General features: G+C 69.3%; 23 protein-coding genes and 4 tRNA genes. 26 read left to right on the forward strand and 1 reads right to left on the reverse strand.

All coding sequences use genetic code 11. The features are described 5' to 3' along the window. The first annotated feature begins 96 nt into the window (after positions 1-96). Complete coding sequence (locus AB0873_RS03410) at positions 97-597, forward strand: PH domain-containing protein (protein WP_366598236.1); 501 nt, start codon at positions 97-99, stop codon at positions 595-597. Positions 598-679: 82 nt separating this feature from the next. Here AB0873_RS03410 and AB0873_RS03415 read toward each other — a convergent pair whose 3' ends face one another. Next, the gene (locus AB0873_RS03415) at positions 680-1,174 is read right to left on the reverse strand and encodes a YajQ family cyclic di-GMP-binding protein (protein ID WP_155330204.1); all 495 of its coding nucleotides are present in this window, start codon (positions 1,172-1,174) and stop codon (positions 680-682) included. A gap of 148 nt (positions 1,175-1,322) precedes the next feature. Here AB0873_RS03415 and AB0873_RS03420 point away from each other — a divergent pair. The 25 genes from AB0873_RS03420 to fusA all read left to right on the forward strand — a co-directional run bounded on the left by AB0873_RS03420 (position 1,323) and on the right by fusA (position 26,676). Continuing rightward, a tRNA-Tyr gene (locus tag AB0873_RS03420) sits at positions 1,323-1,406 on the forward strand. A gap of 312 nt (positions 1,407-1,718) precedes the next feature. After that, a complete protein-coding gene (locus tag AB0873_RS03425) occupies positions 1,719-2,333 on the forward strand; it encodes an ElyC/SanA/YdcF family protein (protein ID WP_366598299.1) in 615 nt (204 codons plus the stop codon). Between the two features lie 255 nt (positions 2,334-2,588). Next, a complete protein-coding gene (locus tag AB0873_RS03430; RefSeq protein ID WP_366598237.1) occupies positions 2,589-2,822 on the forward strand; it encodes a hypothetical protein in 234 nt (77 codons plus the stop codon). A 297-nt stretch (positions 2,823-3,119) separates the two neighbouring features. Next, entirely contained in the window at positions 3,120-4,313 is a 1,194-nt protein-coding gene (locus AB0873_RS03435) for an epoxide hydrolase family protein (protein ID WP_366598238.1), read from the forward strand. Positions 4,314-4,850: 537 nt separating this feature from the next. Further along, positions 4,851-4,994: a hypothetical protein gene (locus AB0873_RS03440; RefSeq protein WP_366598239.1), complete on the forward strand. Its 144-nt coding sequence runs from the start codon at positions 4,851-4,853 to the stop codon at positions 4,992-4,994. A 49-nt stretch (positions 4,995-5,043) separates the two neighbouring features. Beyond that, the gene (locus tag AB0873_RS03445; protein WP_366598240.1) at positions 5,044-7,572 is read left to right on the forward strand and encodes a bifunctional diguanylate cyclase/phosphodiesterase; all 2,529 of its coding nucleotides are present in this window, start codon (positions 5,044-5,046) and stop codon (positions 7,570-7,572) included. 92 nt (positions 7,573-7,664) lie between these two features. After that, positions 7,665-7,737: transfer RNA gene (locus AB0873_RS03450), tRNA-Thr, on the forward strand. Between the two features lie 25 nt (positions 7,738-7,762). Further along, positions 7,763-7,835 (forward strand) — tRNA-Met (locus AB0873_RS03455). Positions 7,836-7,966: 131 nt separating this feature from the next. After that, positions 7,967-8,134 carry a 50S ribosomal protein L33 gene (gene rpmG / locus AB0873_RS03460; RefSeq protein ID WP_007073056.1) on the forward strand — a complete coding sequence of 56 codons (168 nt, stop codon included), beginning with the start codon at positions 7,967-7,969 and terminating at the stop codon, positions 8,132-8,134. Between the two features lie 126 nt (positions 8,135-8,260). Further along, the gene (locus AB0873_RS03465) at positions 8,261-8,707 is read left to right on the forward strand and encodes a MaoC family dehydratase N-terminal domain-containing protein (protein ID WP_366598241.1); all 447 of its coding nucleotides are present in this window, start codon (positions 8,261-8,263) and stop codon (positions 8,705-8,707) included. Between the two features lies 1 nt (position 8,708). Then, on the forward strand, positions 8,709-9,101 hold the full coding sequence (locus AB0873_RS03470; protein WP_366598242.1) for a MaoC family dehydratase: 393 nt from the start codon (positions 8,709-8,711) through the stop codon (positions 9,099-9,101). A 128-nt stretch (positions 9,102-9,229) separates the two neighbouring features. Next, positions 9,230-9,302 (forward strand) — tRNA-Trp (locus AB0873_RS03475). A 214-nt stretch (positions 9,303-9,516) separates the two neighbouring features. Continuing rightward, complete coding sequence (gene secE, locus AB0873_RS03480; RefSeq protein WP_366598243.1) at positions 9,517-9,900, forward strand: preprotein translocase subunit SecE; 384 nt, start codon at positions 9,517-9,519, stop codon at positions 9,898-9,900. Positions 9,901-9,938: 38 nt separating this feature from the next. Continuing rightward, positions 9,939-10,661 (forward strand): transcription termination/antitermination protein NusG, encoded by a 723-nt coding sequence (nusG, locus tag AB0873_RS03485; protein WP_155330216.1) that lies wholly within the window; start codon positions 9,939-9,941, stop codon positions 10,659-10,661. Between the two features lie 183 nt (positions 10,662-10,844). Then, positions 10,845-11,276, forward strand: a complete 432-nt coding sequence (rplK, locus tag AB0873_RS03490; protein ID WP_155330217.1) for a 50S ribosomal protein L11 — start codon at positions 10,845-10,847, stop codon at positions 11,274-11,276. Positions 11,277-11,360: 84 nt separating this feature from the next. Then, positions 11,361-12,077, forward strand: coding sequence for a 50S ribosomal protein L1 (rplA, locus tag AB0873_RS03495; protein ID WP_155330218.1), 717 nt, complete (start codon positions 11,361-11,363; stop codon positions 12,075-12,077). A gap of 503 nt (positions 12,078-12,580) precedes the next feature. After that, positions 12,581-13,126: a 50S ribosomal protein L10 gene (rplJ, locus tag AB0873_RS03500; protein ID WP_155330219.1), complete on the forward strand. Its 546-nt coding sequence runs from the start codon at positions 12,581-12,583 to the stop codon at positions 13,124-13,126. 54 nt (positions 13,127-13,180) lie between these two features. Next, positions 13,181-13,570 (forward strand): 50S ribosomal protein L7/L12, encoded by a 390-nt coding sequence (gene rplL / locus AB0873_RS03505; RefSeq protein ID WP_155330220.1) that lies wholly within the window; start codon positions 13,181-13,183, stop codon positions 13,568-13,570. Positions 13,571-14,147: 577 nt separating this feature from the next. Next, a complete protein-coding gene (locus AB0873_RS03510; RefSeq protein WP_155330221.1) occupies positions 14,148-17,579 on the forward strand; it encodes a DNA-directed RNA polymerase subunit beta in 3,432 nt (1,143 codons plus the stop codon). A gap of 84 nt (positions 17,580-17,663) precedes the next feature. Further along, a complete protein-coding gene (locus AB0873_RS03515; RefSeq protein ID WP_155330222.1) occupies positions 17,664-21,551 on the forward strand; it encodes a DNA-directed RNA polymerase subunit beta' in 3,888 nt (1,295 codons plus the stop codon). 194 nt (positions 21,552-21,745) lie between these two features. Continuing rightward, positions 21,746-22,120, forward strand: a complete 375-nt coding sequence (locus tag AB0873_RS03520) for a hypothetical protein (RefSeq protein ID WP_155330223.1) — start codon at positions 21,746-21,748, stop codon at positions 22,118-22,120. Between the two features lie 671 nt (positions 22,121-22,791). Then, positions 22,792-23,163, forward strand: coding sequence for a hypothetical protein (locus AB0873_RS03525; protein ID WP_155330224.1), 372 nt, complete (start codon positions 22,792-22,794; stop codon positions 23,161-23,163). A 494-nt stretch (positions 23,164-23,657) separates the two neighbouring features. Further along, complete coding sequence (gene rpsL / locus AB0873_RS03530) at positions 23,658-24,032, forward strand: 30S ribosomal protein S12 (protein WP_007465318.1); 375 nt, start codon at positions 23,658-23,660, stop codon at positions 24,030-24,032. Between the two features lies 1 nt (position 24,033). After that, positions 24,034-24,504, forward strand: coding sequence for a 30S ribosomal protein S7 (rpsG, locus tag AB0873_RS03535; protein WP_155330225.1), 471 nt, complete (start codon positions 24,034-24,036; stop codon positions 24,502-24,504). A 75-nt stretch (positions 24,505-24,579) separates the two neighbouring features. Then, a complete protein-coding gene (fusA, locus tag AB0873_RS03540; RefSeq protein ID WP_366598244.1) occupies positions 24,580-26,676 on the forward strand; it encodes an elongation factor G in 2,097 nt (698 codons plus the stop codon). Positions 26,677-26,705: the final 29 nt, after the last annotated feature.

Below are 26,705 nucleotides of genomic sequence, written 5' to 3' on the forward strand. Positions count from 1 at the left end.
GGCAATCTTCCGGCGATAGATCTCGACCCGGTACGGCTGGATCCGGGCTGCGATCATGGTCCTGTGCTGTCCTGGACCCGGCCGTACGAGGATCGGATGCGCCTCTTCACCGGCACACTCGCGGTGTTCGGTACGGTGCTCTTCGCGTTCATCGCCTTCGGGATGGCCGCCCGCTGGCGGCAGGTTCCGTCGGATGTGGCGTTGGCCTTCACCGGATTTGCGGCGGTATGGCTCACCTTCGCATGGCGGCTTCACCGCACTGCCCTCGTGGTGAGCCGATCGGGGGTTCGGGTGCGCTGGCTGTGGCGAACGCGCACCGTCCCGTGGGAGCAGATTCGAGGGTTCCACAGCGGTCCCGATTGGCTGGTTCCGCAACGGCTCTGGCTGCGGCTCCGCGACGGAACCAAGGTTCGGACGCCGGTTCGGAGACGCCGCACCACCGTCTACCGCCTTCGCGACGGCGGCACGGCTCTCGCGTCTGAACGCTACGAAGAGCTGTTCGCCGATCTCGAAAGATGGAAAGCGGAGGTTGCTCGTCAAGCCCACCCGGCAGTCGGTCGCGCTGGCCGTCACCAGGCCGGCAGAGGCCCGTCGTGACGACCAACAACGACCACAGCTGACGACATCTGCTCAGGTGGCCAGGCGTGTTCGACCAGACCACCAGGCTGGCGAAGTGTCCTTACCGGTAGTTGGTGAACTGGAGCGCAACTCCGAAGTCCTCGCCCTTCAGCATGGCGATGACCGCCTGCAGGTCGTCCTTCTTCTTGCCGGTGACCCGGAGCTGGTCACCCTGGATCTGCGCCTGCACGCCCTTCGGGCCCTCGTCGCGGATCTTCTTGCTGATCGCCTTGGCCTTGTCCGAGTCGATGCCCTGGATGACCTTCGCGTCGATCTTGAAGACCTTGCCCGACGGCCGCGGGTCGCCGGCGTCCAGTGACTTGAGCGAGATGTTCCGCTTGACCAGCTTCTCCTTGAAGACGTCGAGCGCCGCCCGCACGCGCTCCTCGGTCTCCGCCTGGAGACTGACCGCCTCCTCACCCGACCAGGAGATCTCGGCGCCGGTGCCCCGGAAGTCGAACCGCGTCGCGAGCTCCTTCTCGGCCTGCCGGAGGGCGTTGTCGACCTCCTGGCGGTCGACCTTGCTCACGATGTCGAACGACGGGTTGGCTGCCATGCTGATGCTCCTGTTGTCCGGGCGGTCTGTCCTGTGCCGTGTACCACTGACCAGCGGTACGACCCCCTGACGGTACCCGGTTGCACCAGCGCCGGGGGGAGCCGCTATCCTTGCTTCCGCTGCCGCGTCACGACGCGGCGGGTGCCCTGGCGGGTTGCCCGAGCGGCCAATGGGAGCGGACTGTAAATCCGTCGCGAAAGCTACAGAGGTTCGAATCCTCTACCCGCCACCAGGCAATGGCAAGGCCTCTGACCTGCGGAAACGTGGATCAGGGGCCTTTGTCGTTCGCTGCCGTTGTTGACCGCCGTTGCGCCTGATCGACCGGCCCATCGGGCGCGTATCGGGCACGCGAGGGAGGGCTGGGAGCTGGAAAGATCGCGTGCATGATCTTCCTTCCTCAACCCGACGACCTGGTGCACCTGGTGTTGCTCACCGGCCTTCCCGACGCGGCCGGGGTGGTTCGGTGAATCCCAACAAGGCGGCTCCTCGGGTTGTGGTGGAGGAGGATCTGGCCGGCTTCACAGCGGGCCAGCTTGTGGGGGTGATGAAAGCCCTCACGGTGATCCTGACCCTGCCCCAGTCGGCCGCCGACCACGTCGACGCTCTCGTGGTAGCCACCGGTCAGGGCGAGGAATGGCGTCTCACTCATGCGATCCGCAATTGGGAGGCGAACCGAGCGCTTCGCTACCTTCTGGTGGCGAATGGGAATCCGGATGAAGAGACCTACGTCGAGATCACGCTCGACTACCTGCGGAGCCTCGGCCTTCGTCGCACCAATGGTATCTACCTCCAAGCCGACCCGGCCCCCAACACCGGATTGCAGGCGGCATGGATCGTCAACCAGGTCCAAGCCCGCAGGATCGCCAGCCTTGCGCTCGCTGTCTCGCCTTACCACCTGGCCCGCGTCTACCTCACGGTCCTCAAGGCCTTTACCAGGACTGGATTTCGCCTCCCCATGATCCCGCTGCCCGTGGCCGTCCCCCCTGACACACCCGTCCCGGAAACCGGAGCGACCGCCTACGACCTCGTACCCGGCGAGATCAAGCGCATCCTCAACTACATGGACAACGGATGGGTTGCCACGCCGGAGGAAGTGCAGCAGTACCTACAGTGGCTCTGGAGCCATCACAAAGCCCTCCTCGTTTCCGGCCCGGTCTGAGGCGGTCGTAGACCGTCCGGCCCCATGCGGAAGGTGGCCGCCAGTCTGCTCCCATCCTCGGATAGTTGCCAAGCACTGCGGCGCCCGGTCGGGGTTCTCCGCAGCGTGGCCGGCCGGCCCGGCCGATGCCCACGGAGCCAGATCCTGGCTCGGCGTCCGCCACGAGCGAAAAGCTATCCGCTCCCGTCGGCATCCGTGCGCCGTTGTGACTTCGGGAGACTCTGTCCCCTTGTCAATCGAACCTAGACTCAACGCATGAAGCGTCTGCGTCTCCGGGTGGTGGCGCAGCTCGTCGGGTTCCTGCTCTGGCTTGCGTCAGGTGCCGGATTGTGGTTGGGCTGGCCCGATGAGATCACGTCGCTACTGCTCGCCGCAGGGCTGCTTGTGTTCAATGGTCCGATCGTCATCGCATCTCGGCGAGAAAGAGAATTCAAGCCACCGAAGACTGCGGAAGAGGTTCTGAGGTGGTATCCGAAGTGGTGGGCCTGACCGCCTTCCCGCGGATTTTCTTGGGTATGTGTCCACCGCGATGCACGAGGATGCGACCGGAGTAGACGCATCTGGCTCGGGCGTCCCTGAAGGTCGTGGGCAGCTTGGCTCTGCGGCTGGTGCGACCGCCGCCGAGCACGCCCGCGCTCTCCACGAGAAGTCGGTGAGCTGGTCCCGGCTGGCCCCGGGCGCAAAATCGCGTTTTGGTCCGCCGGTTGCCGGGCCGCTGGGAAACTGGGCCGTGTCAGCACCGCCGGCGCCCCGGCGCCGGTCGAACCGACCCGGCAGGTGGAGAGCATGTCCAACGACGAGATCCGTCCCTTCCGGCTCGACACGCCGGAGGAAGCAATCGCCGACCTGCGTCGCCGGGTCGCGGCCACGCGCTGGCCTTCCCGGGAGCTGGTGAACGATCGCTCCCAGGGCGTGCAGCTGGCGACGGTCCAGGAACTGGCCCGCTACTGGACGACCGATCACGACTGGCGCGCGTTCGAGTCGAAGCTGAACGCCCTGCCGCAGTTCACGACCGACATCGACGGCGTCGAGATCCACTTCATCCACGTGCGGTCGCAGCACGAGAACGCCCTGCCGCTGATCATGACGCACGGCTGGCCGGGCTCGGTCGTCGAGCTGCTCGGGACCATCGGCCCGCTCACCGACCCGACCGCGTACGGCGGACGGGCCGAGGACGCCTTCCACCTGGTGCTGCCGTCCCTGCCCGGCTATGGCTTCTCCGGCCAGCCGACCGAGCTCGGCTGGGAGAACGGCCGCATCGCGCGCGCGTGGGCGGAGCTGATGAAGCGCCTCGGCTACCCGCGCTACGTCGCCCAGGGGGGCGACGTGGGCGCCGCTGTCACGGACGCGATGGGCCGCCAGGCGCCCGAGGGGCTGCTCGGCATCCACGTCAACCTGCTCGCCGGGGCGCTCGGATTCAAGGACCAGCTGCCGGCGGAGTCCGAGCAGGAACGCGTGGCGCTCGAGGCGCTCAACACGTTCACGACGGACGGTTTCGGTTACTTCCTGGAGCAGCAGACGCGGCCGCAGACGATCGGCTACTCCCTGCTGGATTCACCCGTGGGGCTGGCGGCGTGGATGCTCGACCACGACACGGACAGCTACTACAAGATGGCCCGCGCGTTCGTCGACGGGCAGCCGACGGGCGGCCTCACCCGGGACACCATCGTCGACAACATCACCCTGTACTGGCTGACCGGCACCGGCGCCTCGGCCGCCCGGTGGTACTGGGAGTTCGGACGCTTCCTGGCCGCGGCCCAGGCGTCCGGCCAGGCTCCTCCGCCGGTCTCGGTTCCGGTCGGCTTCACGACGTTCCCCGGCGAGATCTGGGCTGCCCCGCGCAGTTGGGTCGAGACGGCCTACCCCGGCGTCGCCTACTTCAACGAGGTCGACAAGGGCGGCCATTTCCCCGCCTGGGAGGAGCCCGACCTGTTCACGAACGAGGTGCGGGCCGCGTTCCGGCCGCTGCGGTCATCCTGAGCCCGCTCCCGTTCGCGCAGGTCGCCTCGCCGCACGCCCGCCTACCAGCGGCGGTTCATCAAGAGTGTGGCGATTGGTACGCGCCATCGGACGGGTCCGTTACAGCGTCATGGGGCTTGCTGGGGACTTGCGCGAGCGACCGACCCGTCGCCCGCCCCGGCTGACCCGCCCGGACGGCTCGGCCCAGGCGGTTCCGTCCGATCCGCCCTGTCGAAGCTCCGCCTCCCGGGCGATGCGTCTGTATAGTGACCGATGTCGTTGAACTGGTCGGGTCGACCACGAGGGCGGCATCCCCCGTGGCTGGTCACCCTGCGCCCATGCAATTTGCACCAGAAGTCGTATTCGGCGGACAGTGAATCGGCGCGCACGGTGCGACACCGCTGAGCAGGCTTCCGGTGGAGACGGTCCGAGCCGAACGGTGCAAGCTCGCAAACGGTCGGCCCACGCGGGCTCCCTGCGCTTTCCTGCGCCCGTGCCATGTGGCACGATCGTGGGCACCTTCACCATCCCTGGCACCCTTTCCTGACAGGAGCAAACATGTCTGGTCGAAATTTGGGCCGGCTGCTTGGCTCGCTTCTCGCACTGGCCGCGCTCGTGGGCGGCAGCTTCGTCGGTGACCTCTGGGGCCTGGGGGACGCACAGACGATGGACATCATCTGGAACATGCCGGCGCCGCGCTGACCCGTCCGTCCCGTGAGGTGAACCAGCAGCGTCGGCGAGGGGGCGTGGCATGGCGGGTCGAGGCCGTACCGGTCCCCGCCCGACGGAGTACGCCTGGTTGATCACCGGGCCGATGGCGCTACTCGCCGTCGTCTGCTCGACGGTCGTCGGTCTCGTCGCGCCGGAGCCCTTCGCGGGCCTGCCACTGGCGGCGGTGCTGCTCGTCACCATGGTGGCCGGCGGGATCCCGGTGCTGAACTTCACCGTCCGGCGGCAGTCCATCGGCGTGACGCTCACCGAGATACCGCTCGTGCTCGCGTTCTACCTCGTCGGGCCGCTGGCGGTGGTGACGATCTACACGCTCGCGGCGGTCATCACGCACATCCGGCACCGGTTCGGCCCCACCAAGTTCTGGTTCAACGTGGCCCGCGCCGCCGCCGGTGCGTCCCTCGCCGTCCTCGTCCTGCAGGCGCTCCCGCCGGTGCGGGGAGTCGGCCCCGGCACCTGGCTGACCCTCTTCGCGGCGGCCAGCATGGTCATCCTGGTGAGCATCACCTCCGTGGCCGGCGTGCACACGCTCCTGCAGGGCTGGCAGGCCGGCCGGGAGGCCCTCCGGAAGTCCCCGCCGGCGCTCCTCGCCGTGGCCATCAACATCGCCAGCGGCCTGGTCGTCCTCATCCTGGTCGCCACCACCTGGTGGTCGCTGCTGCTGCTCGCCGGGCTCGTCCTCGCGCTGGCCCTGGTCTACCGCGCGTACGCGCAGTTCTTCCGGCAGCACCGCACGCTCTCCGACATGTACGACCTCAGCCGCGCGGTGGGTGAGAGCGGCCAGGACGGGACCCTGCCGGACGCGCTGCTCGGCCGCGTCCGGGCGCTGATGCAGGCGGAGTACGCCACCCTCTGGCTGCCCGCTCAGGGGCGGCATCCGGAGGTGCTGCTCACGGCCCGGAACGACGACCAGAGCCTGCTCGATCTCGCCCGGACTCCCGCCGCGCTCCGGGAACGGGCCCGCGCGGAGGGCCGTACCGTCGCCATCGGCCGCAGCCTGACCACGGACCTGGACCTGCGCGGCGTCGTGGCGGCGCACCGGGTGAAGGACGTGATCGTGCTTCCGCTCCGGTCCGGCCAGGCGGTGATCGGGACCCTGGAGGTGGCCAACCGGCTGGGCGACAGCAACAACTTCGCCCGCACGGACATCACGTTGTTCGAGACGGTCGCCGCCCACGCGGCGGTGGCGCTGGAGAATTCGCGTCTGGTCGACCGGCTGCGCCACGACGCGCACCACGACACCCTTACCCGGCTGCCCAACCGGCGGCGGATCACCGCGGCGCTCGACGAGGCGGTCAAGATCCGGGCTCCGGGCGAGGTCGTGGCGCTGCTGCTGTTCGACGTCGAGCGGTTGCGGCAGGTCAACGAGTCGCTGGGGCACGCGGCCGGGGACAAGGTCCTCGTCGAGGTCGCCGACCGGCTGCGCGCGTGCGCGCCGTCGTCCGCGCTGGTGGGCCGCGCGGGCGGTGACGAGTTCCTGGTGACGCTCCGGCTGGAGAGCGCCGACGCCGCGCTGGAGATGGCGGCGCGGATGCGCGACCAGATCCGGGACCAGATGATGTTCGACGCGCTCACCCTCGACGTCGACACCGCGGTGGGCGTCGCCGTCCACCCGGATCACGGCAGCGACGCGGCCATCCTGCTGCAACGGGTCGACCTGGCGGCCACGGCGGCCAAGTCCGTGCCGGGCAGCGTCCAGTTGTTCAACGCGGCCCTGGAGTCCCGGTCGCTGCGCCGCCTCGGCCTCGCCGGCGACCTGCGGCGGGCGCTGGACGACGGGGAGCTCGAGGTCTACTTCCAGCCGAAGGTCACCCTGCGGGACCGCCGGCTGGTCGGCGTCGAGTGCCTGGCCCGGTGGGATGATCCCGCGCACGGGACGGTCTCGCCGGAGGACTTCGTGGCGGTCGCGGAGCACACCGGCCAGCTGGGCCGGCTCACCGAGTTCGTGCTCCGGGAGGGCCTGCGGCGCAGTCGGGACTGGGCGCACGGGGGCCACCCGCTCTCCGTCGCGGTCAACCTCTCTCCGCGTACGCTGACCGACCCGCACTTCCCGGCCCGGGTGGGCGAGCTGCTCGACGAGTACGGCGTGCCGGCGCAGCGGCTCACGCTGGAGATCCGGGAGTCCGGGGTGCTGGACGGCACGGACCGCCCGATACCGACCCTGCGCCGCCTGCGGGACCTGGGCGTACGCCTCTCGGTGGACGACTTCGGCACCGGTGACTCATCGCTGGCGCACCTGCGGCGGCTCCCGGTGCACGAGGTGAAGGTCGACCGCTCGTTCGTGCAGGGCATGGCCACCGACCCGGGCGACCTGGCGATCGTGAACGCTGTGGTCACGCTCTCCCAGCAGTTCGGGCTGGCCGTGGTGGCCGAGGGTGTGGAGAGCGAGCTGACCCTGGAGCTCCTCCAGGATATCGGCTGCGAGATCGGCCAGGGTTTCCTGTTCAGCCGTCCGCTGCCGTACGAGCGCCTGGAGGCCTGGTTCGGTGCCCAGGTCGACCCCGAGGCGGTTCCCGCGGGGGAGCTGCCGCGACTCCGGGTTGTGCCCTGAGCTGCGCACACGTGCCACCGGGGGATCCGATTTCACCTCGGCCAGCCGGCCGTGTACTCTTACCTCTGCGCGGCCACCGTGTGATCGCGCAGGCCCCCTTAGCTCAGTCGGCAGAGCGTCTCCATGGTAAGGAGAAGGTCTACGGTTCGATTCCGTAAGGGGGCTCAGAGGGTCCGGCTGGACCCGCCACGGCGGTGTAGCTCAGATGGCAGAGCAAGCGGCTCATAATCGCTGTGTCGCCGGTTCAAGTCCGGCCACCGCTACTCTCGTCCACCGGGCCACTCCGGCGGTCGGTGGGATGGGCGCCACAGGCGCCCACTTTGCATGTGCGCGTAGTCAGCGCGTAGGCTGACGCGCCGTAGTTGTCACCCATTAGCGAGGAAGGCACTCCGCCGTGGCGAAGGCGACCGATGTCCGGCCGAAGATCACTTTGGCGTGTGTGGAGTGCAAGGAGCGCAACTACATCACGCGCAAGAACCGTCGTAACGACCCGGACCGCATCGAGCTGAAGAAGTTCTGCCCGCGCGACGGCCGGCACACGGTCCACCGCGAGACCCGCTGACCTGCGGCCGGCCCCGCCGGCCCGGTCCTGAGCACGTCCGATCGCCGATCCGCCGGCCCCGGCGTGGCCCTGAGCCACCGCTAGCCGTGCGGATCGGCGATTGTGTTTCCCGTGTAGGTTCGCGGCATGTCCCTGGACCCGTCCTTCGTCGGCCGGACGTACCCGCCGACCGCCCCCTACCAGGTGGGCCGAGAAAAGATCCGCGAATTCGCGACGGCCATCGGTGCCAGCGACCCGGCCCACCACGACCCGGAGGCCGCCCGTGCGCTCGGCCACCCGGACGTGGTCGCGCCGCCGACCTTTCCGGTGGTGCTCACCATGGCCGCCAGCCGGCAGATCGTCGAGGACCCGGCCCTGGGCGTCGACTACAGCCGCGTCGTGCACGGCGACCAGCGGTTCGTGTACACCCGCCCGGTGGTCGCGGGCGACGAGCTGATCTGCGCCAACACCATCGAGGACGTCAGCAACCGCGGTGGGCACGGTTTCCTGACCACCCGGACCGAGGTCACCACGTCGGCCGGCGAGCCGGTGGTCACCGTCTGGTCGAAGATCGTCGTACGCGGGGAGGGCTGAGATGGATCTGCCGGCCAGGACGTTCCGGGTGACGCGCGCGGACCTGGTCCGCTACGCGGGTGCCTCGGGCGACTTCAACCCCATCCACTGGAGCGACCGGATCGCCACCAAGGTCGGGCTGCCCGGCGTGATCGCCCACGGCATGTTCACGATGGCGCTGGTCGGCCGGGCGGTGGCGGAGTGGGCCGGTGCCCCCGACGCGGTGGTCGACTACGGCGTCCGGTTCACCCGTCCGGTGGTGGTGCCGGACGACGACCAGGGCACCGAGATCGAGGTGACGGCGACCGTCCGCGAGGTCACCGAAGACGGCCTGACCAGGCTCGACATCACCGCCACCTGCCTGGGGGAGAAGGTGCTGTCGCAGGCGAAGGCGACCATCCGGACGCCCCGCTGACCGATCTCGCGACGCGCGATGGGTGGACCGGTTGGGAAAGTCGTGGCACTACCCGTACACTGGTCCGCCGTGGGGCTCGTGACCCCTGCCTGGCCATGTGTGGCGGGGTGGGGTGATCGTCGCCGCACAGGGGTGTAGCTCAATTGGCAGAGCAGCGGTCTCCAAAACCGCAGGCTGCAGGTTCAAGTCCTGTCACCCCTGCGCCTCAGGCCTGACCGTTCCCGTGGGTCGCGCCGCCGTCCGGCGGCGTCCGGCCCGTGGTGGTGGTATCGGCGGGGTGGTTCCGAGGCACTCGGGCCCTCCGGTTCGATCCGCCGGCCGCGGCCCGTCGCGGGACGGTCGGGCCGGCCGGCGTGACCAGGCGCCGCGCACGTCGCGACGGCGTGCGAACCGACATCCCGCGACGGAGGGCGAAGTGGCCGACAACAAGCGGCGCGGCGAGGACGCCGACGACGAGCGTCTGAACGACGAGTTCGACGCCGCCGGCGACGACGCCGAGGACGCCGAGGAGCCGGTCTCCCGGGGTGGTACCGCGACCCGGTCGCGGGCCCGGGCGGAGTCGGCCGACCGGCCGAGGACCCGCACGGAGACCGAGAGGGTCGGGCCGTTCGGGCGCATCGCCCGATTCGTCCGCGAGGTCGTCGCCGAACTGCGTAAGGTCATCTGGCCGACGCGCAAGGAGCTGCTGACCTACACCGCCGTGGTGGTCGCATTCGTTACGGTGGTTACCGCCCTCGTGGTCGGATTCGACTACGTGTTCGCGAAGGGCGTGTTGTGGGTCTTCGGCAACCCCAGCTGACCGGCGAGATCTGCCGATAGTGACGGAAGTGAGCGAGCGTGCCTGAGTACGACGAGACCGCCGGACCCGCGGACGAGCAGTCCACGGTCGCGACGGCGGCTGGTGACGAGTCGGTCGAGGCCGCCAGCGCGCCGGAGGCTCCCGCCAGCGGGGCCACCGAGGACGAGGAGTTCGATCCGGTCGCCGAGCTGCGCCAGAAGCTTCGCTACGCGCCGGGCGACTGGTACGTGGTGCACTCGTACGCCGGCTACGAGAACAAGGTCAAGACCAACCTCGAGACCCGGATCACGTCCCTCGACATGGAGGACTACATCTACCAGGTCGAGGTCCCGACCCGGGAAGAGGTCGAGGTCAAGAACGGCAAGCGGTCGCAGGTGCAGGCCAAGGTCTTCCCGGGCTACATCCTGGTCCGCATGGAGCTGACCGCGGAGTCGTACTCCTGCGTGCGCAACACGCCGGGCGTGACCGGCTTCGTGGGCGCCACCGACCGGGCCGACCGCCCGGCGCCGCTGAGCCTCGACGAGGTGCTCAAGTGGCTGGCGCCGGCCGTCGAGACCGAGCAGAAGAAGGCCAAGCCCGAGGTCAAGGTCCTCGACTTCGAGGTCGGCGACTCGGTCACCGTCACCGACGGGGCCTTCGCGTCCCTCCCGGCGACGATCAGCGAGATCAACGCGGACCAGCAGAAGCTCAAGGTGCTGGTGTCGATCTTCGGCCGGGAGACGCCGGTCGAGTTGAACTTCAACCAGGTCGCCAAGATCTGACATCCGGTACGCCGGCGGAGGGCGCAGCCCACCGCCGGCGTACGCGTTTCCAGCCCTCGCCGGACCTCGGCGGACCGGGTGGTGGAGCGCTGCGCTACCCTAGAACGTCGCCGTCTTCGCGGTGCGCTGACCGTGCGTGCCCGCAGCCGGTGCGAATCCCCGTTCCAAGTCCCAGGAAGAGACATGCCTCCGAAGAAGAAGCTCGTCAAGACGTTCACGCTTCAGCTGCCGGCGGGCCAGGCCACCCCGGCGCCGCCGGTCGGCCCCGCGCTCGGCCAGCACGGCGTGAACATCATGGAGTTCTGCAAGTCCTACAACGCGCAGACCGAGTCGCAGCGGGGCGACATCGTCCCCGCCGAGATCAGCGTCTACGAGGACCGCACGTTCACCTTCGTGCTGAAGACCCCGCCCGCCGCCCGGCTGCTGATCAAGGCCGCCGGTGTGCAGAAGGGTTCGGGCGTCCCGCACAAGGAGAAGGTCGGCCAGGTCACCCGCGCCCAGGTGCGTGAGATCGCCGAGAAGAAGATGGCGGACCTCAACGCCAACGACCTCGACCAGGCCGAGAAGATCATCGCCGGCACCGCCCGGTCGATGGGCCTGAACGTCGTCGACTGACCTTCGGCCGACACCGAGCCGAACCCGTTCGTGGGAGGGCACGCGAGCGCCGCGGCCCGCCAGATACCACAGGAGTAACCACAGATGCAGCGCAGCAAGAACTACCGCAAGGCCGCCGAGGTCATCGACCGGTCCAAGCTCTACACCCCGGCCGAGGCCGTGAAGCTGGCCAAGGAGACCACCTCCGTCAAGTTCGACGCCACGGTCGAGGTCGCGATGCGCCTCGGCGTCGACCCCCGCAAGGCGGACCAGATGGTCCGCGGCACGGTCAACCTGCCGCACGGCACCGGTAAGACTGCCCGCGTGATCGTGTTCGCCGCCGGCGCGAAGGCCGAGGAGGCCGCCGCCGCCGGTGCGGACGAGGTGGGCACCGACGAGCTGGTCGCCCGGATCCAGGGCGGTTGGCTCGACTTCGACGCGGCGATCGCCACGCCGGACCAGATGGCCAAGATCGGCCGGATCGCGCGGATCCTGGGCCCGCGCGGTCTCATGCCGAACCCGAAGACCGGCACGGTGACCATGGACGTCGCCAAGGCCGTCTCGGACATCAAGGGCGGTAAGATCACCTTCCGGGTGGACAAGCACTCCAACCTGCACCTGATCATCGGCAAGGCCTCGTTCTCCGAGGCTCAGCTGATCGACAACTACGCGGCGGTCCTGGACGAGATCCTGCGGGCCAAGCCGTCGGCCGCCAAGGGCAAGTACCTGAAGAAGGTCACGCTCACCACCACCATGGGCCCGGGCGTCCCGATCGACCCGAACGTGGTGAAGAACCTGCAGGAGACCTCGGCCGAGAGCTGAGCACGACTGCCCCGACGGGGCCCCGCCACGAGGTGGCGGGGCCCCGTCCGTCTGTCCGTCCGGGCGCTGGCCGGCCCGCTCCCCGGACCGACCGGTGTTGCTGACGGGCGGGGCGCAGGCCTGGGCGACGGTGGCGCTCGTCGGGTACGCCCACGTTCGGAACCGGCGCGCCTGAGGGCCGCGTCGGGGGGTGAGCGGGCGCACTGCGGGGGCGATTTGGCGGTCACGGCGGGTGTCGCGTAACCTTGTCGCGTAGTTCCACCCAGAGACCGCTGGTCACCGTGCTTCGGCACGATCGAAGGTCCCGCTACTGACGGGCGACCCGCGTAGGGCGGCAAGCGAAACCGGCTTCTGCACGTGGTCCGCCGACCGCGTCGTGCCGCCGGCCCTCGCCCCGTGCGCCCTGCGCCGGGGCTTTTCTCGTTGGTGCGATGCCTCCGTCTCCGTCGCGAGCATCCCGCTCGTCGACGGTGACCAGCCTCGAGCAACGAGAGAGGAGGGACATGGCGGACAAGCCGATCCGGGCCGACAAGGCCACGGCCGTCGCTGAGCTGACCGAGAGCTTCCGCAACGCGGGGGCGACCGTGCTGACCGAGTACCGCGGTCTGACGGTTTCCCAGCTCACCCAGCTGCGGCGCTCGCTCGGCAAGGAGACCAGCTACACGGTCGCGAAGAACACGCTGGCCAAGCGTGCGGCGGTCGACGCGGGCATCTCCGGCCTCGACGAGCTGTTCACCGGTCCTACCGCGCTGACTTTCGTTTCGGGCGACGTCGTCGAGGCGGCGAAGGGGCTTCGCGACTTCGCGAAGGCCAACCCGAAGCTCGTCATCAAGGGCGGTGTCTTCGAGGGCAAGGCCATCTCCGCGGCCGAGGTCACGAAGCTCGCCGACCTGGAGTCCCGTGAGGTGCTGCTGGCCAAGCTGGCCGGCGCCATGAAGGGCAACCTGAGCAAGGCCGCGGCCCTGTTCCAGGCCCCGCTCGCCAAGACCGCGCGTCTGGCGGCCGCCCTGCAGGACAAGCGCGAGAAGGAGGGCGCCGAGGCGGCCTGAGGCCTCCCGGCGCACCCACGTTCTTAGTTTTCACTTTGAGAAAGGACGCCAGACATGGCGAAGCTCAGCACCGAAGAGCTGCTCGACGCGTTCAAGGAGATGACGCTGATCGAGCTCTCCGAGTTCGTGAAGCAGTTCGAGGAGACCTTCGAGGTCACCGCCGCCGCTCCGGTTGCCATGGGCGTTGCCGCCCCGGGCGCCCCGGGTGCGGCCGCCGAGGCCGAGCCGGAGAAGGACGAGTTCGACGTCATCCTCGACGCCGACGGTGGCAAGAAGATCCAGGTCATCAAGGTCGTGCGTGAGCTGACCGGCCTGGGCCTGAAGGAGGCCAAGGACCTCGTCGAGGCCGCGCCGAAGCCGGTCCTGGAGAAGGTCAACAAGGAGACCGCCGACAAGGCCAAGGCCAAGCTCGAGGGCGAGGGCGCCAAGGTCACCCTCAAGTGACCTGAGGTACGACCTGACGCGCGTCCGGCTCACGTGAGCCGGGGCACACACCGCGTCACGACGGGCGGCGATCCGGGAATCGGATCGCCGCCCGTCGCGTTGGTGGCTCCGGCGGCAGCGCACGTGAGCAGGGCGGTCGGCGTCCGGTGTGGCGCGCCGCCGGGGTGCCGGGCGGTGACCCGGGGGAGGGAAAGGCACGGCGAGCCGGAGACCGGCCCTTGACGCGGCACCGGCCTGCCAGGCACGCTGACACCAGCAAGACCTTCCGCGCTTGCAACGGCCACCACTTGGGTAATGGCAGCGGCGACGCCATCGCCGGCGACACCTGAGTGGCCCGGTGGGACGTCGCGTTCCGAGCGGCCCGGTGTGACCCCGTTCGAGGGGTCCCGGGGCACGTTCCGCGACGACCTGCGGGGTGGGCTGGACAGCGGTTAGCCTCTCGGCTACACTGCTAGTTTGCGCTGCCTTCCGACTTGACCCCTGCTCGGAAATGTCCGTTTGTGGATATTTCTGGTGGGGTCATTGGAGTGCACGCGTACCAGCCGTTCTGCAGCACCGGTCCTCGGAAGGACGCATCTTGGCAGCTTCCCGCCCTGCGAAGACCAGTCGTACGTCGAGCGCTTTCGCTCCCCGCCGAGTTTCCTTCGGCCGGATCACCGAACACCTCGAGGTCCCCAACCTCCTCGCCATCCAGACCGAGTCCTTCGACTGGCTGGTCGGCAACGAGGCGTGGCAGGGCCGGTCGGCGGACGACCCGCACGCACGCTCGGGTCTCGCGGAGATCCTCGACGAGATCAGTCCCATTGAGGACTTCTCCGGCACCATGTCGCTCTCCTTCTCGGCTCCGCGCTTCGACGAGGTCAAGGCCTCGATCGAGGAGTGCAAGGAGAAGGACCTCACCTACTGCGCCCCGCTCTTCGTGACCGCGGAGTTCACCAACAACACCACCGGCGAGATCAAGAGCCAGACGGTGTTCATGGGTGACTTCCCGATGATGACGCCGAAGGGCACCTTCATCATCAACGGCACCGAGCGGGTCGTCGTCAGCCAGCTCGTCCGCTCCCCGGGCGTCTACTTCGACAAGCAGCCGGACAAGACGTCCGACCGCGACCTCTCCAGCGTCAAGGTCATCCCGAGCCGGGGTGCCTGGCTGGAGTTCGACATCGACAAGCGCGACACGGTCGGCGTCCGCATCGACCGCAAGCGCCGGCAGGCCGTCACGGTGCTGCTCAAGGCCATCGGATGGTCGGCCGAGCAGATCCGCGAGAAGTTCGGCTGGTCCGAGCTGATGATGACGACGCTCGAGAAGGACCACATCGCCGGCCAGGACGAGGCGCTGCTCGACATCTACCGGAAGCTCCGCCCCGGCGAGCCGCCGACCCGTGAGAACGCCCAGACCCTGCTCGACAACCTCTTCTTCAACCCGAAGCGGTACGACGTCGCCAAGGTCGGGCGCTACAAGTTCAACAAGAAGCTCGAGCTGGACGTGCCGATCACCACCGGCACGCTCACCGAGGACGACATCGTCGCCACCGTGGAGTACCTCTGCCGGCTGCACGCCGGTGAGGAGGGCTACGAGGCCGACGACATCGACCACTTCGGCAACCGGCGCCTGCGTACGGTCGGCGAGCTGATCCAGAACCAGGTCCGGGTCGGCCTGTCCCGGATGGAGCGGGTCGTCCGCGAGCGGATGACCACGCAGGACGTCGAGGCGATCACGCCGCAGACCCTGATCAACATCCGTCCGGTGGTGGCGGCGATCAAGGAGTTCTTCGGCACGTCGCAGCTGTCCCAGTTCATGGACCAGACCAACCCGCTGGCGGGCCTGACCCACCGGCGGCGGCTGAGCGCGCTCGGCCCGGGTGGTCTGTCCCGGGAGCGGGCCGGCTTCGAGGTCCGTGACGTGCACCCGTCGCACTACGGCCGGATGTGCCCGATCGAGACGCCGGAAGGCCCGAACATCGGCCTGATCGGCGCGCTGTCCACCTTCGCCCGGGTCAACCCGTTCGGCTTCATCGAGACGCCGTACCGGAAGGTCGTCGACGGTCGGGTCACCGACCAGATCGACTACCTGACCGCGGACGAGGAGGACCGCTTCGTCAAGGCGCAGGCCAACGCGCCGCTCAAGGCGGACGGCTCGTTCGCCGAGGACCGGGTCCTGGTCCGCCGTAAGGGCGGCGAGACCGAGGACGTCCCGCCGGCGGCCGTGGACTACATGGACGTGTCGCCGCGGCAGATGACCTCCGTCGCGACGGCGATGATCCCGTTCCTCGAGCACGACGACGCCAACCGCGCGCTCATGGGCGCGAACATGCAGCGCCAGGCCGTGCCGCTGGTCAAGGCGGAGGCGCCGCTGGTCGGCACCGGCATGGAGTACCGGGCCGCGGTCGACGCCGGTGACGTGGTGGTCGCCGAGGTCGGCGGTGTCATCGAGGACCTGTGCGCCGACTACATCACCGTCCACCAGGACGACGGCCACCGCCGGACGTACCTGCTGCACAAGTTCCGCCGCTCCAACGCCGGCTCCTGCGTCAACCAGAAGCCGGTCGTCTTCGAGGGCGACCGGGTCGAGGCCGGCCAGGTCATCGCCGACGGTCCCTGCACCGACGACGGCGAGATGGCGCTCGGGCGCAACCTGCTCGTGGCGTTCATGACCTGGGAGGGCCACAACTACGAGGACGCGATCATCCTGTCGCAGCGCCTCGTGCAGCAGGACGTGCTCACCTCGATCCACATCGAGGAGCACGAGGTCGACGCTCGGGACACCAAGCTCGGCCCGGAGGAGATCACCCGCGACATCCCGAACGTCAGCGAGGAGATGCTCGCCGACCTCGACGAGCGCGGCATCATCCGGATCGGCGCCGAGGTCGTCCCCGGCGACATCCTGGTCGGCAAGGTCACGCCCAAGGGTGAGACCGAGCTGACCCCGGAGGAGCGGCTGCTCCGCGCGATCTTCGGCGAGAAGGCGCGCGAGGTCCGGGACACCTCGCTGAAGGTGCCGCACGGCGAGACCGGCACGGTCATCGGCGTCCGGACCTTCTCCCGCGAGGACGGCGACGAGCTGCCGCCGGGCGTCAACGAGCTGGTCCGGGTCTACGTCGCCCAGAAGCGGAAGATCCAGGACGGTGACAAGCTCGCGGGCCGCCACGGCAACAAGGGCGTCATCTCCAAGATCCTGCCCGTCGAGGACATGCCGTTCCTCGAGGACGGCACGCCGGTCGACATCGTGCTGAACCCGCTCGGCGTTCCCTCCCGGATGAACATCGGCCAGGTGCTGGAGACGCACCTCGGCTGGGTGGCCAAGACCGGGTGGAAGGTCGACGGCGAGGACGCCGAGTGGAAGCGCCAGCTCCAGGCGATCGGCGCGGACGAGTCCGAGCCGGACACCAACGTGGCCACTCCGGTCTTCGACGGTGCCCGCGAGGAGGAGATCTCCGGTCTGCTCGCGTCGACCCTGCCCAACCGGGACGGCAAGCAGCTGATCGGCTCGTCCGGTAAGGCGCAGCTGTTCGACGGCCGCTCCGGCGAGCCGCTGCCGGACCCGATCGCGGTCGGCTACATCTACATCCTGAAGCTCAACCACCTGGTCGACGACAAGATCCACGCCCGGTCGACCGGCCCGTACTCGATGATCACGCAGCAGCCGCTGGGTGGTAAGGCGCAGTTCGGTGGTCAGCGCTTCGGTGAGATGGAGTGCTGGGCGATGCAGGCGTACGGCGCCGCGTACGCCCTGCAGGAGCTGCTGACGATCAAGTCCGACGACGTCCTGGGCCGGGTGAAGGTCTACGAGGCGATCGTCAAGGGCGAGAACATCCCCGAGCCGGGCATCCCGGAGTCGTTCAAGGTGCTGCTCAAGGAGCTGCAGTCGCTGTGCCTCAACGTCGAGGTGCTCTCCAGCGACGGTGTGGCCCTGGAGATGCGCGAGACCGACGACGAGGTGTTCCGGGCCGCGGAGGAGCTGGGCATCGACCTGTCCCGGCGCGAGCCGAGCTCGGTCGAAGAGGTCTGAGGTGAGCGGTCGGGAGCCGGCTCGCCGCCGGCTCCCGACCCCACCCACTAGCTAAGCAGTACAGACGACGACATAGGGGACATAGTGCTCGACGTCAACTTCTTCGACGAGCTGCGCATCGGCCTCGCCACCGCCGACGACATCCGTCAGTGGTCCCACGGCGAGGTCAAGAAGCCTGAGACGATCAACTACCGCACCCTGAAGCCGGAGAAGGACGGGCTCTTCTGCGAGAAGATCTTCGGTCCTCAGCGGGACTGGGAGTGCTACTGCGGTAAGTACAAGCGGGTCCGCTTCAAGGGCATCATCTGCGAGCGCTGCGGCGTCGAGGTGACCCGCTCCAAGGTCCGTCGTGAGCGGATGGGGCACATCGAGCTGGCCGCTCCGGTGACCCACATCTGGTACTTCAAGGGCGTGCCGAGCCGGCTGGGTTACCTGCTGGACCTCGCCCCCAAGGACCTCGAGAAGATCATCTACTTCGCCTCGTACGTCGTGACCAGCGTGGACGCCGAGGCGCGTCACCGTGACCTCTCGACGATCGAGAACGAGATCCTGGCCGAGAAGCGGCAGGCCGAGAACAGCCGCGACTCGGAGATCGAGAAGCGGGCCGCCAAGCTCGAGGCCGACCTGGCCGAGCTGGAGGCCGAGGGTGCCAAGGCGGACGTCCGGCGCAAGGTCAAGGAGGGCGGAGAGCGCGAGATGCGCCAGATCCGCGACCGGGCCCAGCGCGAGATCGACCGCCTGGACGAGGTGCTGGACACCTTCCGCAAGCTGGAGCCGAAGCAGCTGGTCACCGACGAGCTGCTCTACCGGGAGCTGCGCGACCGGTTCGGTGAGTACTTCACCGGCGGCATGGGCGCCGAGGCCATCAAGGCGCTCGTCCAGAACATGGACCTCGACGCCGAGGCGGAGAGCCTGCGGGAGACCATCCGCACCGGCAAGGGCCAGCGGAAGATCCGGGCGCTCAAGCGGCTCAAGGTCGTCGCGGCGTTCCTGAACACCCGCAACTCGCCGCTCGGCATGGTGCTGGACTGCGTTCCGGTCATCCCGCCGGACCTGCGGCCGATGGTGCAGCTCGACGGTGGCCGGTTCGCGACCTCCGACCTGAACGACCTGTACCGCCGCGTCATCAACCGGAACAACCGCCTCAAGCGGCTGATCGACCTCGGCGCGCCCGAGATCATCGTCAACAACGAGAAGCGGATGCTCCAGGAGGCCGTCGACGCGCTGTTCGACAACGGCCGACGTGGCCGGCCGGTGACCGGTCCGGGCAACCGCCCGCTCAAGTCGCTGTCCGACATGCTCAAGGGCAAGCAGGGCCGGTTCCGCCAGAACCTGCTGGGTAAGCGCGTCGACTACTCCGGCCGTTCGGTCATCGTGGTCGGCCCGAAGCTCAAGCTGCACCAGTGCGGCCTGCCCAAGCAGATGGCGCTGGAGCTGTTCAAGCCGTTCGTGATGAAGCGGCTGGTCGACCTCAACCACGCGCAGAACATCAAGTCCGCCAAGCGGATGGTCGAGCGGCAGCGGCCGGTCGTGTGGGACGTGCTGGAAGAGGTCATCGGCGAGCACCCGGTGCTGCTCAACCGGGCGCCGACCCTGCACCGGCTGGGCATCCAGGCCTTCGAGCCGCAGTTGGTCGAGGGCAAGGCCATCCAGATCCACCCGCTGGTCTGCACCGCGTTCAACGCCGACTTCGACGGTGACCAGATGGCGGTCCACGTGCCGCTGTCCGCCGAGGCCCAGGCCGAGGCGCGGATCCTGATGCTCTCGTCGAACAACATCCTCAAGCCGGCCGACGGCAAGCCGGTGACCATGCCCACCCAGGACATGATCATCGGTCTCTACCACCTCACCCACCTCACCGCCGGTGAGCGCGGCGAGGGCCGGGCGTTCAGCTCGGACGCCGAGGCGCGGATGGCGTTCGACAACGGCGAGCTGCACCTGCAGGCCCCGGTGAAGATCCGGCTGCGCGGGCTGGTCGGTGTCGACAACGGCCCCGGCACCGAGGCGTGGACCGCTCCCGAGGGCTGGGTCGAGGGTGACCCCGTCACCGTGGAGACCACGCTCGGCCGGGTCCTGTTCAACGAGACGCTGCCCCCGGGCTACCGCTTCGTGAACTACGAGATCCGCAAGGGCCAGCTCTCCGCGATCGTCAACGACCTCGCCGAGCGCTTCCCGAAGGTGGCCCTCGCGGCCACCCTCGACGGGCTCAAGGAGGCCGGTTTCCACTGGGCCACCTGGTCCGGCGTGACGATCGGCATGGAGGACGTCATCGCTCCGCCGCGCAAGCGGGAGATCCTGGAGCGGTACGAGAAGGAAGCCGACCGGATCGACAAGCAGTACCAGCGTGGTCTGATGACCGCCGAGGAGCGCCGCGGCGAGCTCATCGAGATCTGGACCAAGGCGACCAACGAGGTCGCCAAGGAGATGGACACCGCGCTGCCGCAGGAGAACCCGCTGTGGAAGATGATCAACTCGGGTGCCCGCGGTAACCTGCTCCAGCTCCGGCAGATCGCGGCGATCCGTGGTCTGGTGGCCAACCCGAAGGGTGAGATCATCCCGCGGCCCATCAAGGCCAGCTACCGGGAGGGTCTGTCCGTGCTGGAGTACTTCATCTCCACCCACGGTGCCCGGAAGGGTCTCGCGGACACGGCCCTGCGTACCGCCGACTCGGGTTACCTGACCCGGCGTCTGGTGGACGTCTCGCAGGACGTCATCATCCGCGAGGAGGACTGCGGCACCGACCGTGCCATCCCGATGCAGATCGGCCAGAAGCGGGACGGCCAGCTGGTCGTGCACGAGCACGCCGAGACCAGCGTGCACGCCCGTACCCTCGCCGACGACATCAAGGGGCCGGACGGCACCGTCGTCGCCGAGCGGGGCTCGGACATCAACTCGATCCTGGTCGACCGGATCGTCGCGGCCGGGGTGGAGACGGTCCGGGTGCGGAGCGTGCTCACCTGCGAGTCGAAGCTGGGCGTCTGCGGTGCGTGCTACGGCCGCTCGCTGCCGACCGGCAAGACCGTGGACGTCGGCGAGGCGGTCGGCATCATCGCCGCCCAGTCGATCGGTGAGCCCGGTACACAGCTGACCATGCGTACCTTCCACACCGGTGGTGTCGCCGGTGAGGACATCACCCAGGGTCTGCCGCGTGTCCAGGAGATCTTCGAGGCCCGCGTGCCCAAGGGCAAGGCGCCCATCGCCGACACCCCGGGTCGCGTGCGCATCGAGGACGGCGAGCGGTCGCGGAAGATCATCGTGGTGCCGGACGACGGCAGCGACGAGATCGTCTACGACAAGATCTCGAAGCGGGTCCGGCTCCTGGCCAACGACGGCGACCACGTCGAGGTCGGCGAGAAGCTCACCGTGGGTACGGTCGACCCGCACGAGCTGCTGCGCATCCTCGGCCCGCGTGCGGTCCAGGTCCACCTGACTCAGGAGGTCCAGGAGGTCTACCGCTCGCAGGGTGTGCTCATCCACGACAAGCACATCGAGATCATCATCCGCCAGATGCTCAAGCGGGTGACGGTCATCGACTCCGGCTCGACCGAGTTCCTGCCGGGCGTGCTGGTCGACCGGGCGCTGTTCGAGTCGGAGAACCGCCGACTCGTGTCGGAGGGTGGCGAGCCCGCCGCCGGTCGCCCGGTGCTGATGGGTATCACCAAGGCCTCGCTGGCCACGGACTCCTGGCTGTCGGCGGCCTCCTTCCAGGAGACCACCCGGGTGCTGACGGACGCGGCGATCCACGCCCGCAGCGACTCGCTGATCGGCCTCAAGGAGAACGTGATCATCGGTAAGCTCATCCCGGCCGGTACGGGCATCAGCAAGTACCGCAACGTCCGGGTCGAGCCGACCGAGGAGGCGAAGGCCAAGGTCTACTCGATGACCGGCTACCCGGAGACCGACTACGGCTTCGGGCCGGCCAGCGGCCAGGCGGTTCCGCTGGACGACTTCGACTTCGGGTCGTACCGCTAAGGAGCGCACGCACGAGGCCCCCGGCATCCGCCGGGGGCCTCGTCGTGTCTCCGGCCCCGCTGCCGGTCGTCGGGGCCGGAGATGTCGGAGAGATCGACACCGTCCTCGCCGAGGTCGACGACCCGCACGCCGTAACGGGGTGGGCCCGACGCTCCCGCCGACCAGCTCCGACGGGGCGGGGCATGATGGAGGGCATGACCACCGCTCCCGGGCCCGCCCCGGTCGCCCCGCTCGCGGGGCCGCCGCGGCATCCACTCGACCCGGATCCGACCCGGGCCACGAAAGCGCGGGCGGTCTTCGCACTCGGGCTGATCGGCGCGCTGACCGGCCTGTTCATCGGGGGAGTGGTGCCTGCGACGGTCGCCCTCCGGCTGGCGCGGCAGGCGCGCCGTGAGGCGTACGCCTCGGGGGGTTTCCTCACCGGCGCGGCCTGGCTGCGGCGGGGGGAGCGCCTGGCCTGGACGGGCCTGGTGCTCGTCGCGGTCGCCGTGGTCGCCGCGGTGGTGGTCGGCGTGATCCGGCTCGCCGAGGCACCCTACGGGCAGGACTTCGCGCCGAACGTGAACTGACCGGCGCGGGCGAACCACCCGCGCCGGGCGTCGTCGGCTCGCCCGACGGCGGTAGCCTGACCGGTGTCCGTCGCCCGGTGCGTGGACGTCGACTTCCGACAGGAGGACCCGTGACCGACCCGGCGCGACCGCAGGGCACCGACCCGACGACGCCCGGTCGGCCGGCCACCCCCTCCGCTCCGGACGGGTGGACGCCCCCGGACGGCTCGCCGCCGTCTCCGGCGCCGACCTCCGAGCCCTGGTCCCGGCCCTCGGCCGACGCCACGGCGAGCCCCGGTGCCGGATCGGCCCCGGCCGTCGGCCCGACGAGCCCGGGTGCCGGATCGCCGCCGGGCCCGGCCGCCGGCCCGACGAGTCCGCCTTCCGGGCCGCCGCACGCCGTGCCCGCCGGCCCGCCCGCGATGCCCGCCGGCCAGCCGTCTGGGCCGTCCGGGCCGTCCGCGATGCCTGCCGGCCCGCCGTCCGGGCCGTCCGGGCCGCCCGCGATGCCCGCCGGCCCGCCGCCGGCGGGGCTGCCGACCGCTCCCGCGACGGTCTCCGGGGCGGGGTGGGGTGTTCCGACCGGGCCGGGCGGCACGCCGCCGACGGCCGCCGCGGGATGGGGCTCCCTGCCCGCCGTGCCGCCGCCCCCGCCACGGGACGCGGTGGGGCGTCCGCGACGGGTCGATCCGGTGCCCGGCACGCCCTTCGGCGTGGTGCACATCGACGTGCCGCCGGTCGCCTCCGGCCTGGCGGTGGGTTCGCTGGTGGCCGGGATCGTCTCGATCCTGGTCTCGCTGCTGGTGATCTGCTTCGGGGCGGTGGGGCCGGACCGGGACGGCGTCTGGGCCGCCGGCGCCTTCACCGTGCTCGGCGTCCTGACCGGGGCGGGTGCCGTCGGCGCCGGCCTGCTCGCGATACGGCAGATCCGCCGTCCCGCGGCACCGCCGGCGGTCCGGTTCACCGGGCGCGGCCTGGCCATCTCCGGCGTCAGTTGCGGCGGCGCCGGGCTGCTGCTCAGCCTGCTCGGGCTGGGGCTGGCGTTGCTGGTGTCGCTGGCGTGACCAACGGGGCGACCGCCGGGCGGGAGCCCGAGGGAACCCCGGGGCCGAGGGGCCACTTCCCGGTGCAGCCGGTACACTTGTGTCCGTAGGTGCCCATCGCGGGCGCGTAGGCAGCACGGTTCCGATCGGCGGGCGGCGAGACGCTTCGCCGGCCGCCCCGTTTTGACCGGCGCGGTTGTGGTAGGTACTCTTTCCCCTTGTGCCCGGGCCAGCCCGGGCAACTCGTGCGTGCGCTGGATCCGATCAGCCGATGGTCCTGCGGCAGCGCGACGAAGCCAGAAGATCCGGCGCACGGCCTGCCGCGTGCCGGTGACAGACCCCCGGGTTCCGCGCGAGCGACGATCCGGGAACCGTGAGCCGGGCGACACGCCCGACCGCGGGTGCTGGGACCCCGTGAGGTGGCCCTGGTTGGAATGTAGGAGAGCCGTCCATCCGGCCGGCTAGAGCAGACGGCGCGGTCGCCTCGCAGCGGCCGAAGGGAGCGGAGAAACCCGGTGCCCACCATTCAGCAGCTGGTCCGAAAGGGCCGCCAGGCCAAGACGACCAAGACCAAGACCCCGGCGCTCAAGGGGTCTCCCCAGCGGCGCGGCGTGTGCACCCGCGTGTACACCACCACCCCGAAGAAGCCGAACTCGGCGCTGCGCAAGGTCGCTCGTGTCAAGCTCAGCAGCCAGATCGAGGTGACCGCCTACATCCCGGGCGTCGGCCACAACCTGCAGGAGCACTCGATCGTGCTCGTGCGTGGCGGCCGTGTGAAGGACCTCCCCGGCGTGCGGTACAAGATCGTTCGCGGTTCGCTGGACACCCAGGGTGTCCGCAACCGCAAGCAGGCGCGCAGCCGTTACGGCGCGAAGAAGGAGAAGAGCTGACATGCCGCGTAAGGGACCCGCTCCGCGGCGGCCGCTGGTCGCTGACCCGGTGTACAACTCGCCGCTGGTCACCCAGCTGGTGAACAAGATCCTGCTGCGCGGCAAGCGGCAGCTCGCCGAGAGCATCGTGTACGCGGCTCTCGAGGGCTGCCGCGAGAAGTCCGGCACCGACCCGGTCGTCACCCTGAAGCGGGCGATGGACAACGTCAAGCCGACCCTCGAGGTGCGCAGCCGCCGCGTCGGTGGCGCCACCTACCAGGTGCCGGTCGAGGTGCGCCCGGCCCGCGCGACCACCCTGGGTCTGCGCTGGCTGGTCACCTACGCCCGGGCGCGGCGCGAGAAGACCATGGTCGAGCGGCTGATGAACGAGCTGCTGGACGCGAGCAACGGCCTCGGTGCCGCCGTCAAGCGGCGCGAGGACACCCACAAGATGGCCGAGTCCAACAAGGCCTTCGCGCACTACCGCTGGTAACACCTTGGTTCCGGCGCCCACCAGGCGCCGGAACCGCCACCAGTTGTGTCGAGACGACGATAAGTAGGGATTGAAGTGGCCGCCGCAGACGCGCTCGCCAACGTACGCAACATCGGCATCATGGCGCACATCGATGCCGGTAAGACCACTACCACCGAGCGGATCCTGTTCTACACCGGTATCACCTACAAGATCGGTGAGGTCCACGAGGGCGCTGCCGTCATGGACTGGATGGAGCAGGAGCAGGAGCGCGGTATCACCATCACTTCCGCCGCCACGAAGTGCGAGTGGAAGGGCCACACGATCCAGATCATCGACACGCCCGGCCACGTCGACTTCACGGTCGAGGTCGAGCGGTCGCTGCGCGTTCTGGACGGTGCGGTCGCGGTCTACGACGGTGTCGCCGGCGTGGAGCCGCAGACGGAGAACGTCTGGCGTCAGGCCGACAAGTACAACGTCCCGCGGATGTGCTTCGTCAACAAGCTCGACCGGACCGGCGCCGACTTCTTCCGCTGCGTGCAGATGATGATCGACCGGCTCAACGCCACGCCGCTCGTGCTGCAGATCCCGATCGGGACCGAGGCCGACCACATCGGCGTCGTGGACCTGATCGGCATGCGCGCCCTCACCTGGCGCGGGGAGACCCAGAAGGGTGAGGACTACGCGGTCGAGGAGATCCCGGCCGACCTGGCCGACGCCGCCGCGGAGTGGCGCGAGAAGCTGATGGAGACCCTGGCCGACGTCGACGACTCGGTGATGGAGCGGTACCTGGAGGGCGAGGAGATCTCCGTCGAGGAGATCAAGGCCGCCATCCGTCGGGCCACCATCGCCGGCAAGGCCAACCCGGTCCTCTGCGGCTCCGCCTTCAAGAACAAGGGCGTCCAGCCGATGCTCGACGCCGTGGTCGACTACCTGCCGTCGCCGCTGGACATTCCGGCGATCGAGGGCACCGCGACCGACGGCGAGACCCCGCTGCAGCGGAAGCCGTCCACCTCGGAGCCGTTCTCCGGCCTGGCGTTCAAGATCCAGACCGACAAGCACCTCGGCAAGCTCACCTACGTCCGGGTCTACTCCGGCGTGGTCGAGTCCGGGTCCCAGGTGGTCAACTCCACCAAGGACCGCAAGGAGCGGATCGGCAAGATCTACCAGATGCACGCCAACAAGCGGGAGGAGCGCAGCTCCGCCAAGGCCGGCGACATCATCGCGGTCCAGGGTCTGAAGCAGACCACCACCGGTGACACCCTGTGCGACCCGGCGAACCCGGTCATCCTCGAGTCGATGACCTTCCCGGAGCCGGTCATCGAGGTGGCCATCGAGCCGAAGACCAAGGCCGACCAGGAGAAGCTCAGCACCGCCATCCAGCGGCTGGCCGAGGAGGACCCGACCTTCCGCGTCAAGCTGGACGAGGAGACCGGCCAGACGGTCATCTCCGGCATGGGCGAGCTGCACCTGGACATCCTGGTGGACCGGATGCGCCGTGAGTTCAACGTCGAGGCGAACATCGGCAAGCCGCAGGTGGCGTACCGCGAGACCATCCGCCGTCAGGTGGAGAAGGTCGAGTACACCCACAAGAAGCAGACCGGTGGTTCCGGCCAGTACGCCCGGGTGATCATCAGCCTGGAGCCGCTGCCGCTGGACAACGAGGCCCCGACCTACGAGTTCGCGAACGCCGTCACCGGTGGCCGCATCCCCCGGGAGTTCATCCCCTCGGTGGACGCGGGCGCGCAGGACGCCATGCAGTACGGCATCCTCGCCGGCTTCCCGCTCGTCGGCGTGAAGCTGACGCTGGTGGACGGTCAGTACCACGAGGTCGACTCGTCCGAGATGGCGTTCAAGATCGCCGGCTCGATGGCGCTCAAGGAGGCGGCCCGCAAGGCCGACCCGGCGCTGCTCGAGCCGATGATGGCCGTTGAGGTCACCACTCCCGAGGAGAACATGGGTGACGTCATCGGCGACCTCAACTCCCGCCGCGGCATCATCCAGGCGATGGAGGAGCGCGGCGGTGCCCGCGTCGTCCGCGCCCTGGTGCCGTTGTCGGAGATGTTCGGCTACGTCGGCGACCTGCGGTCGAAGACCCAGGGCCGGGCTAGCTACAGCATGCAGTTCGACTCCTACGCCGAGGTTCCGGCCTCGGTGGCGAAGGAGATCATCGCCAAGGCGACCGGTGAGTGACGCTCGCCTGAGCTGATCCGATGAGTCGG

Source organism: Micromonospora sp. NPDC047707 (assembly GCF_040704235.1).
Classification (GTDB): Bacteria; Actinomycetota; Actinomycetes; order Mycobacteriales; family Micromonosporaceae; genus Micromonospora.

Excerpts from the sequence above, each read along its gene's own strand:
- rplA (WP_155330218.1), top strand. The coding sequence starts at position 11,361 with ATGCAGCGCAGCAAGAACTACCGCAAGGCCGCCGAGGTCATCGACCGG.
- rpsG (WP_155330225.1), top strand. The coding sequence starts at position 24,034 with ATGCCGCGTAAGGGACCCGCTCCGCGGCGGCCGCTGGTCGCTGACCCG.
- AB0873_RS03470 (WP_366598242.1), top strand. The coding sequence starts at position 8,709 with ATGGATCTGCCGGCCAGGACGTTCCGGGTGACGCGCGCGGACCTGGTC.
- AB0873_RS03415 (WP_155330204.1), bottom strand. The coding sequence starts at position 1,174 with ATGGCAGCCAACCCGTCGTTCGACATCGTGAGCAAGGTCGACCGCCAG.
- AB0873_RS03520 (WP_155330223.1), top strand. The coding sequence starts at position 21,746 with ATGACCACCGCTCCCGGGCCCGCCCCGGTCGCCCCGCTCGCGGGGCCG.
- AB0873_RS03425 (WP_366598299.1), top strand. The coding sequence starts at position 1,719 with ATGAAAGCCCTCACGGTGATCCTGACCCTGCCCCAGTCGGCCGCCGAC.
- AB0873_RS03445 (WP_366598240.1), top strand. The coding sequence starts at position 5,044 with ATGGCGGGTCGAGGCCGTACCGGTCCCCGCCCGACGGAGTACGCCTGG.
- rplK (WP_155330217.1), top strand. The coding sequence starts at position 10,845 with ATGCCTCCGAAGAAGAAGCTCGTCAAGACGTTCACGCTTCAGCTGCCG.
- AB0873_RS03465 (WP_366598241.1), top strand. The coding sequence starts at position 8,261 with ATGTCCCTGGACCCGTCCTTCGTCGGCCGGACGTACCCGCCGACCGCC.
- AB0873_RS03435 (WP_366598238.1), top strand. The coding sequence starts at position 3,120 with ATGTCCAACGACGAGATCCGTCCCTTCCGGCTCGACACGCCGGAGGAA.
- rplL (WP_155330220.1), top strand. The coding sequence starts at position 13,181 with ATGGCGAAGCTCAGCACCGAAGAGCTGCTCGACGCGTTCAAGGAGATG.
- AB0873_RS03440 (WP_366598239.1), top strand. The coding sequence starts at position 4,851 with ATGTCTGGTCGAAATTTGGGCCGGCTGCTTGGCTCGCTTCTCGCACTG.
- AB0873_RS03410 (WP_366598236.1), top strand. The coding sequence starts at position 97 with ATGCGCCTCTTCACCGGCACACTCGCGGTGTTCGGTACGGTGCTCTTC.
- rplJ (WP_155330219.1), top strand. The coding sequence starts at position 12,581 with ATGGCGGACAAGCCGATCCGGGCCGACAAGGCCACGGCCGTCGCTGAG.
- AB0873_RS03430 (WP_366598237.1), top strand. The coding sequence starts at position 2,589 with ATGAAGCGTCTGCGTCTCCGGGTGGTGGCGCAGCTCGTCGGGTTCCTG.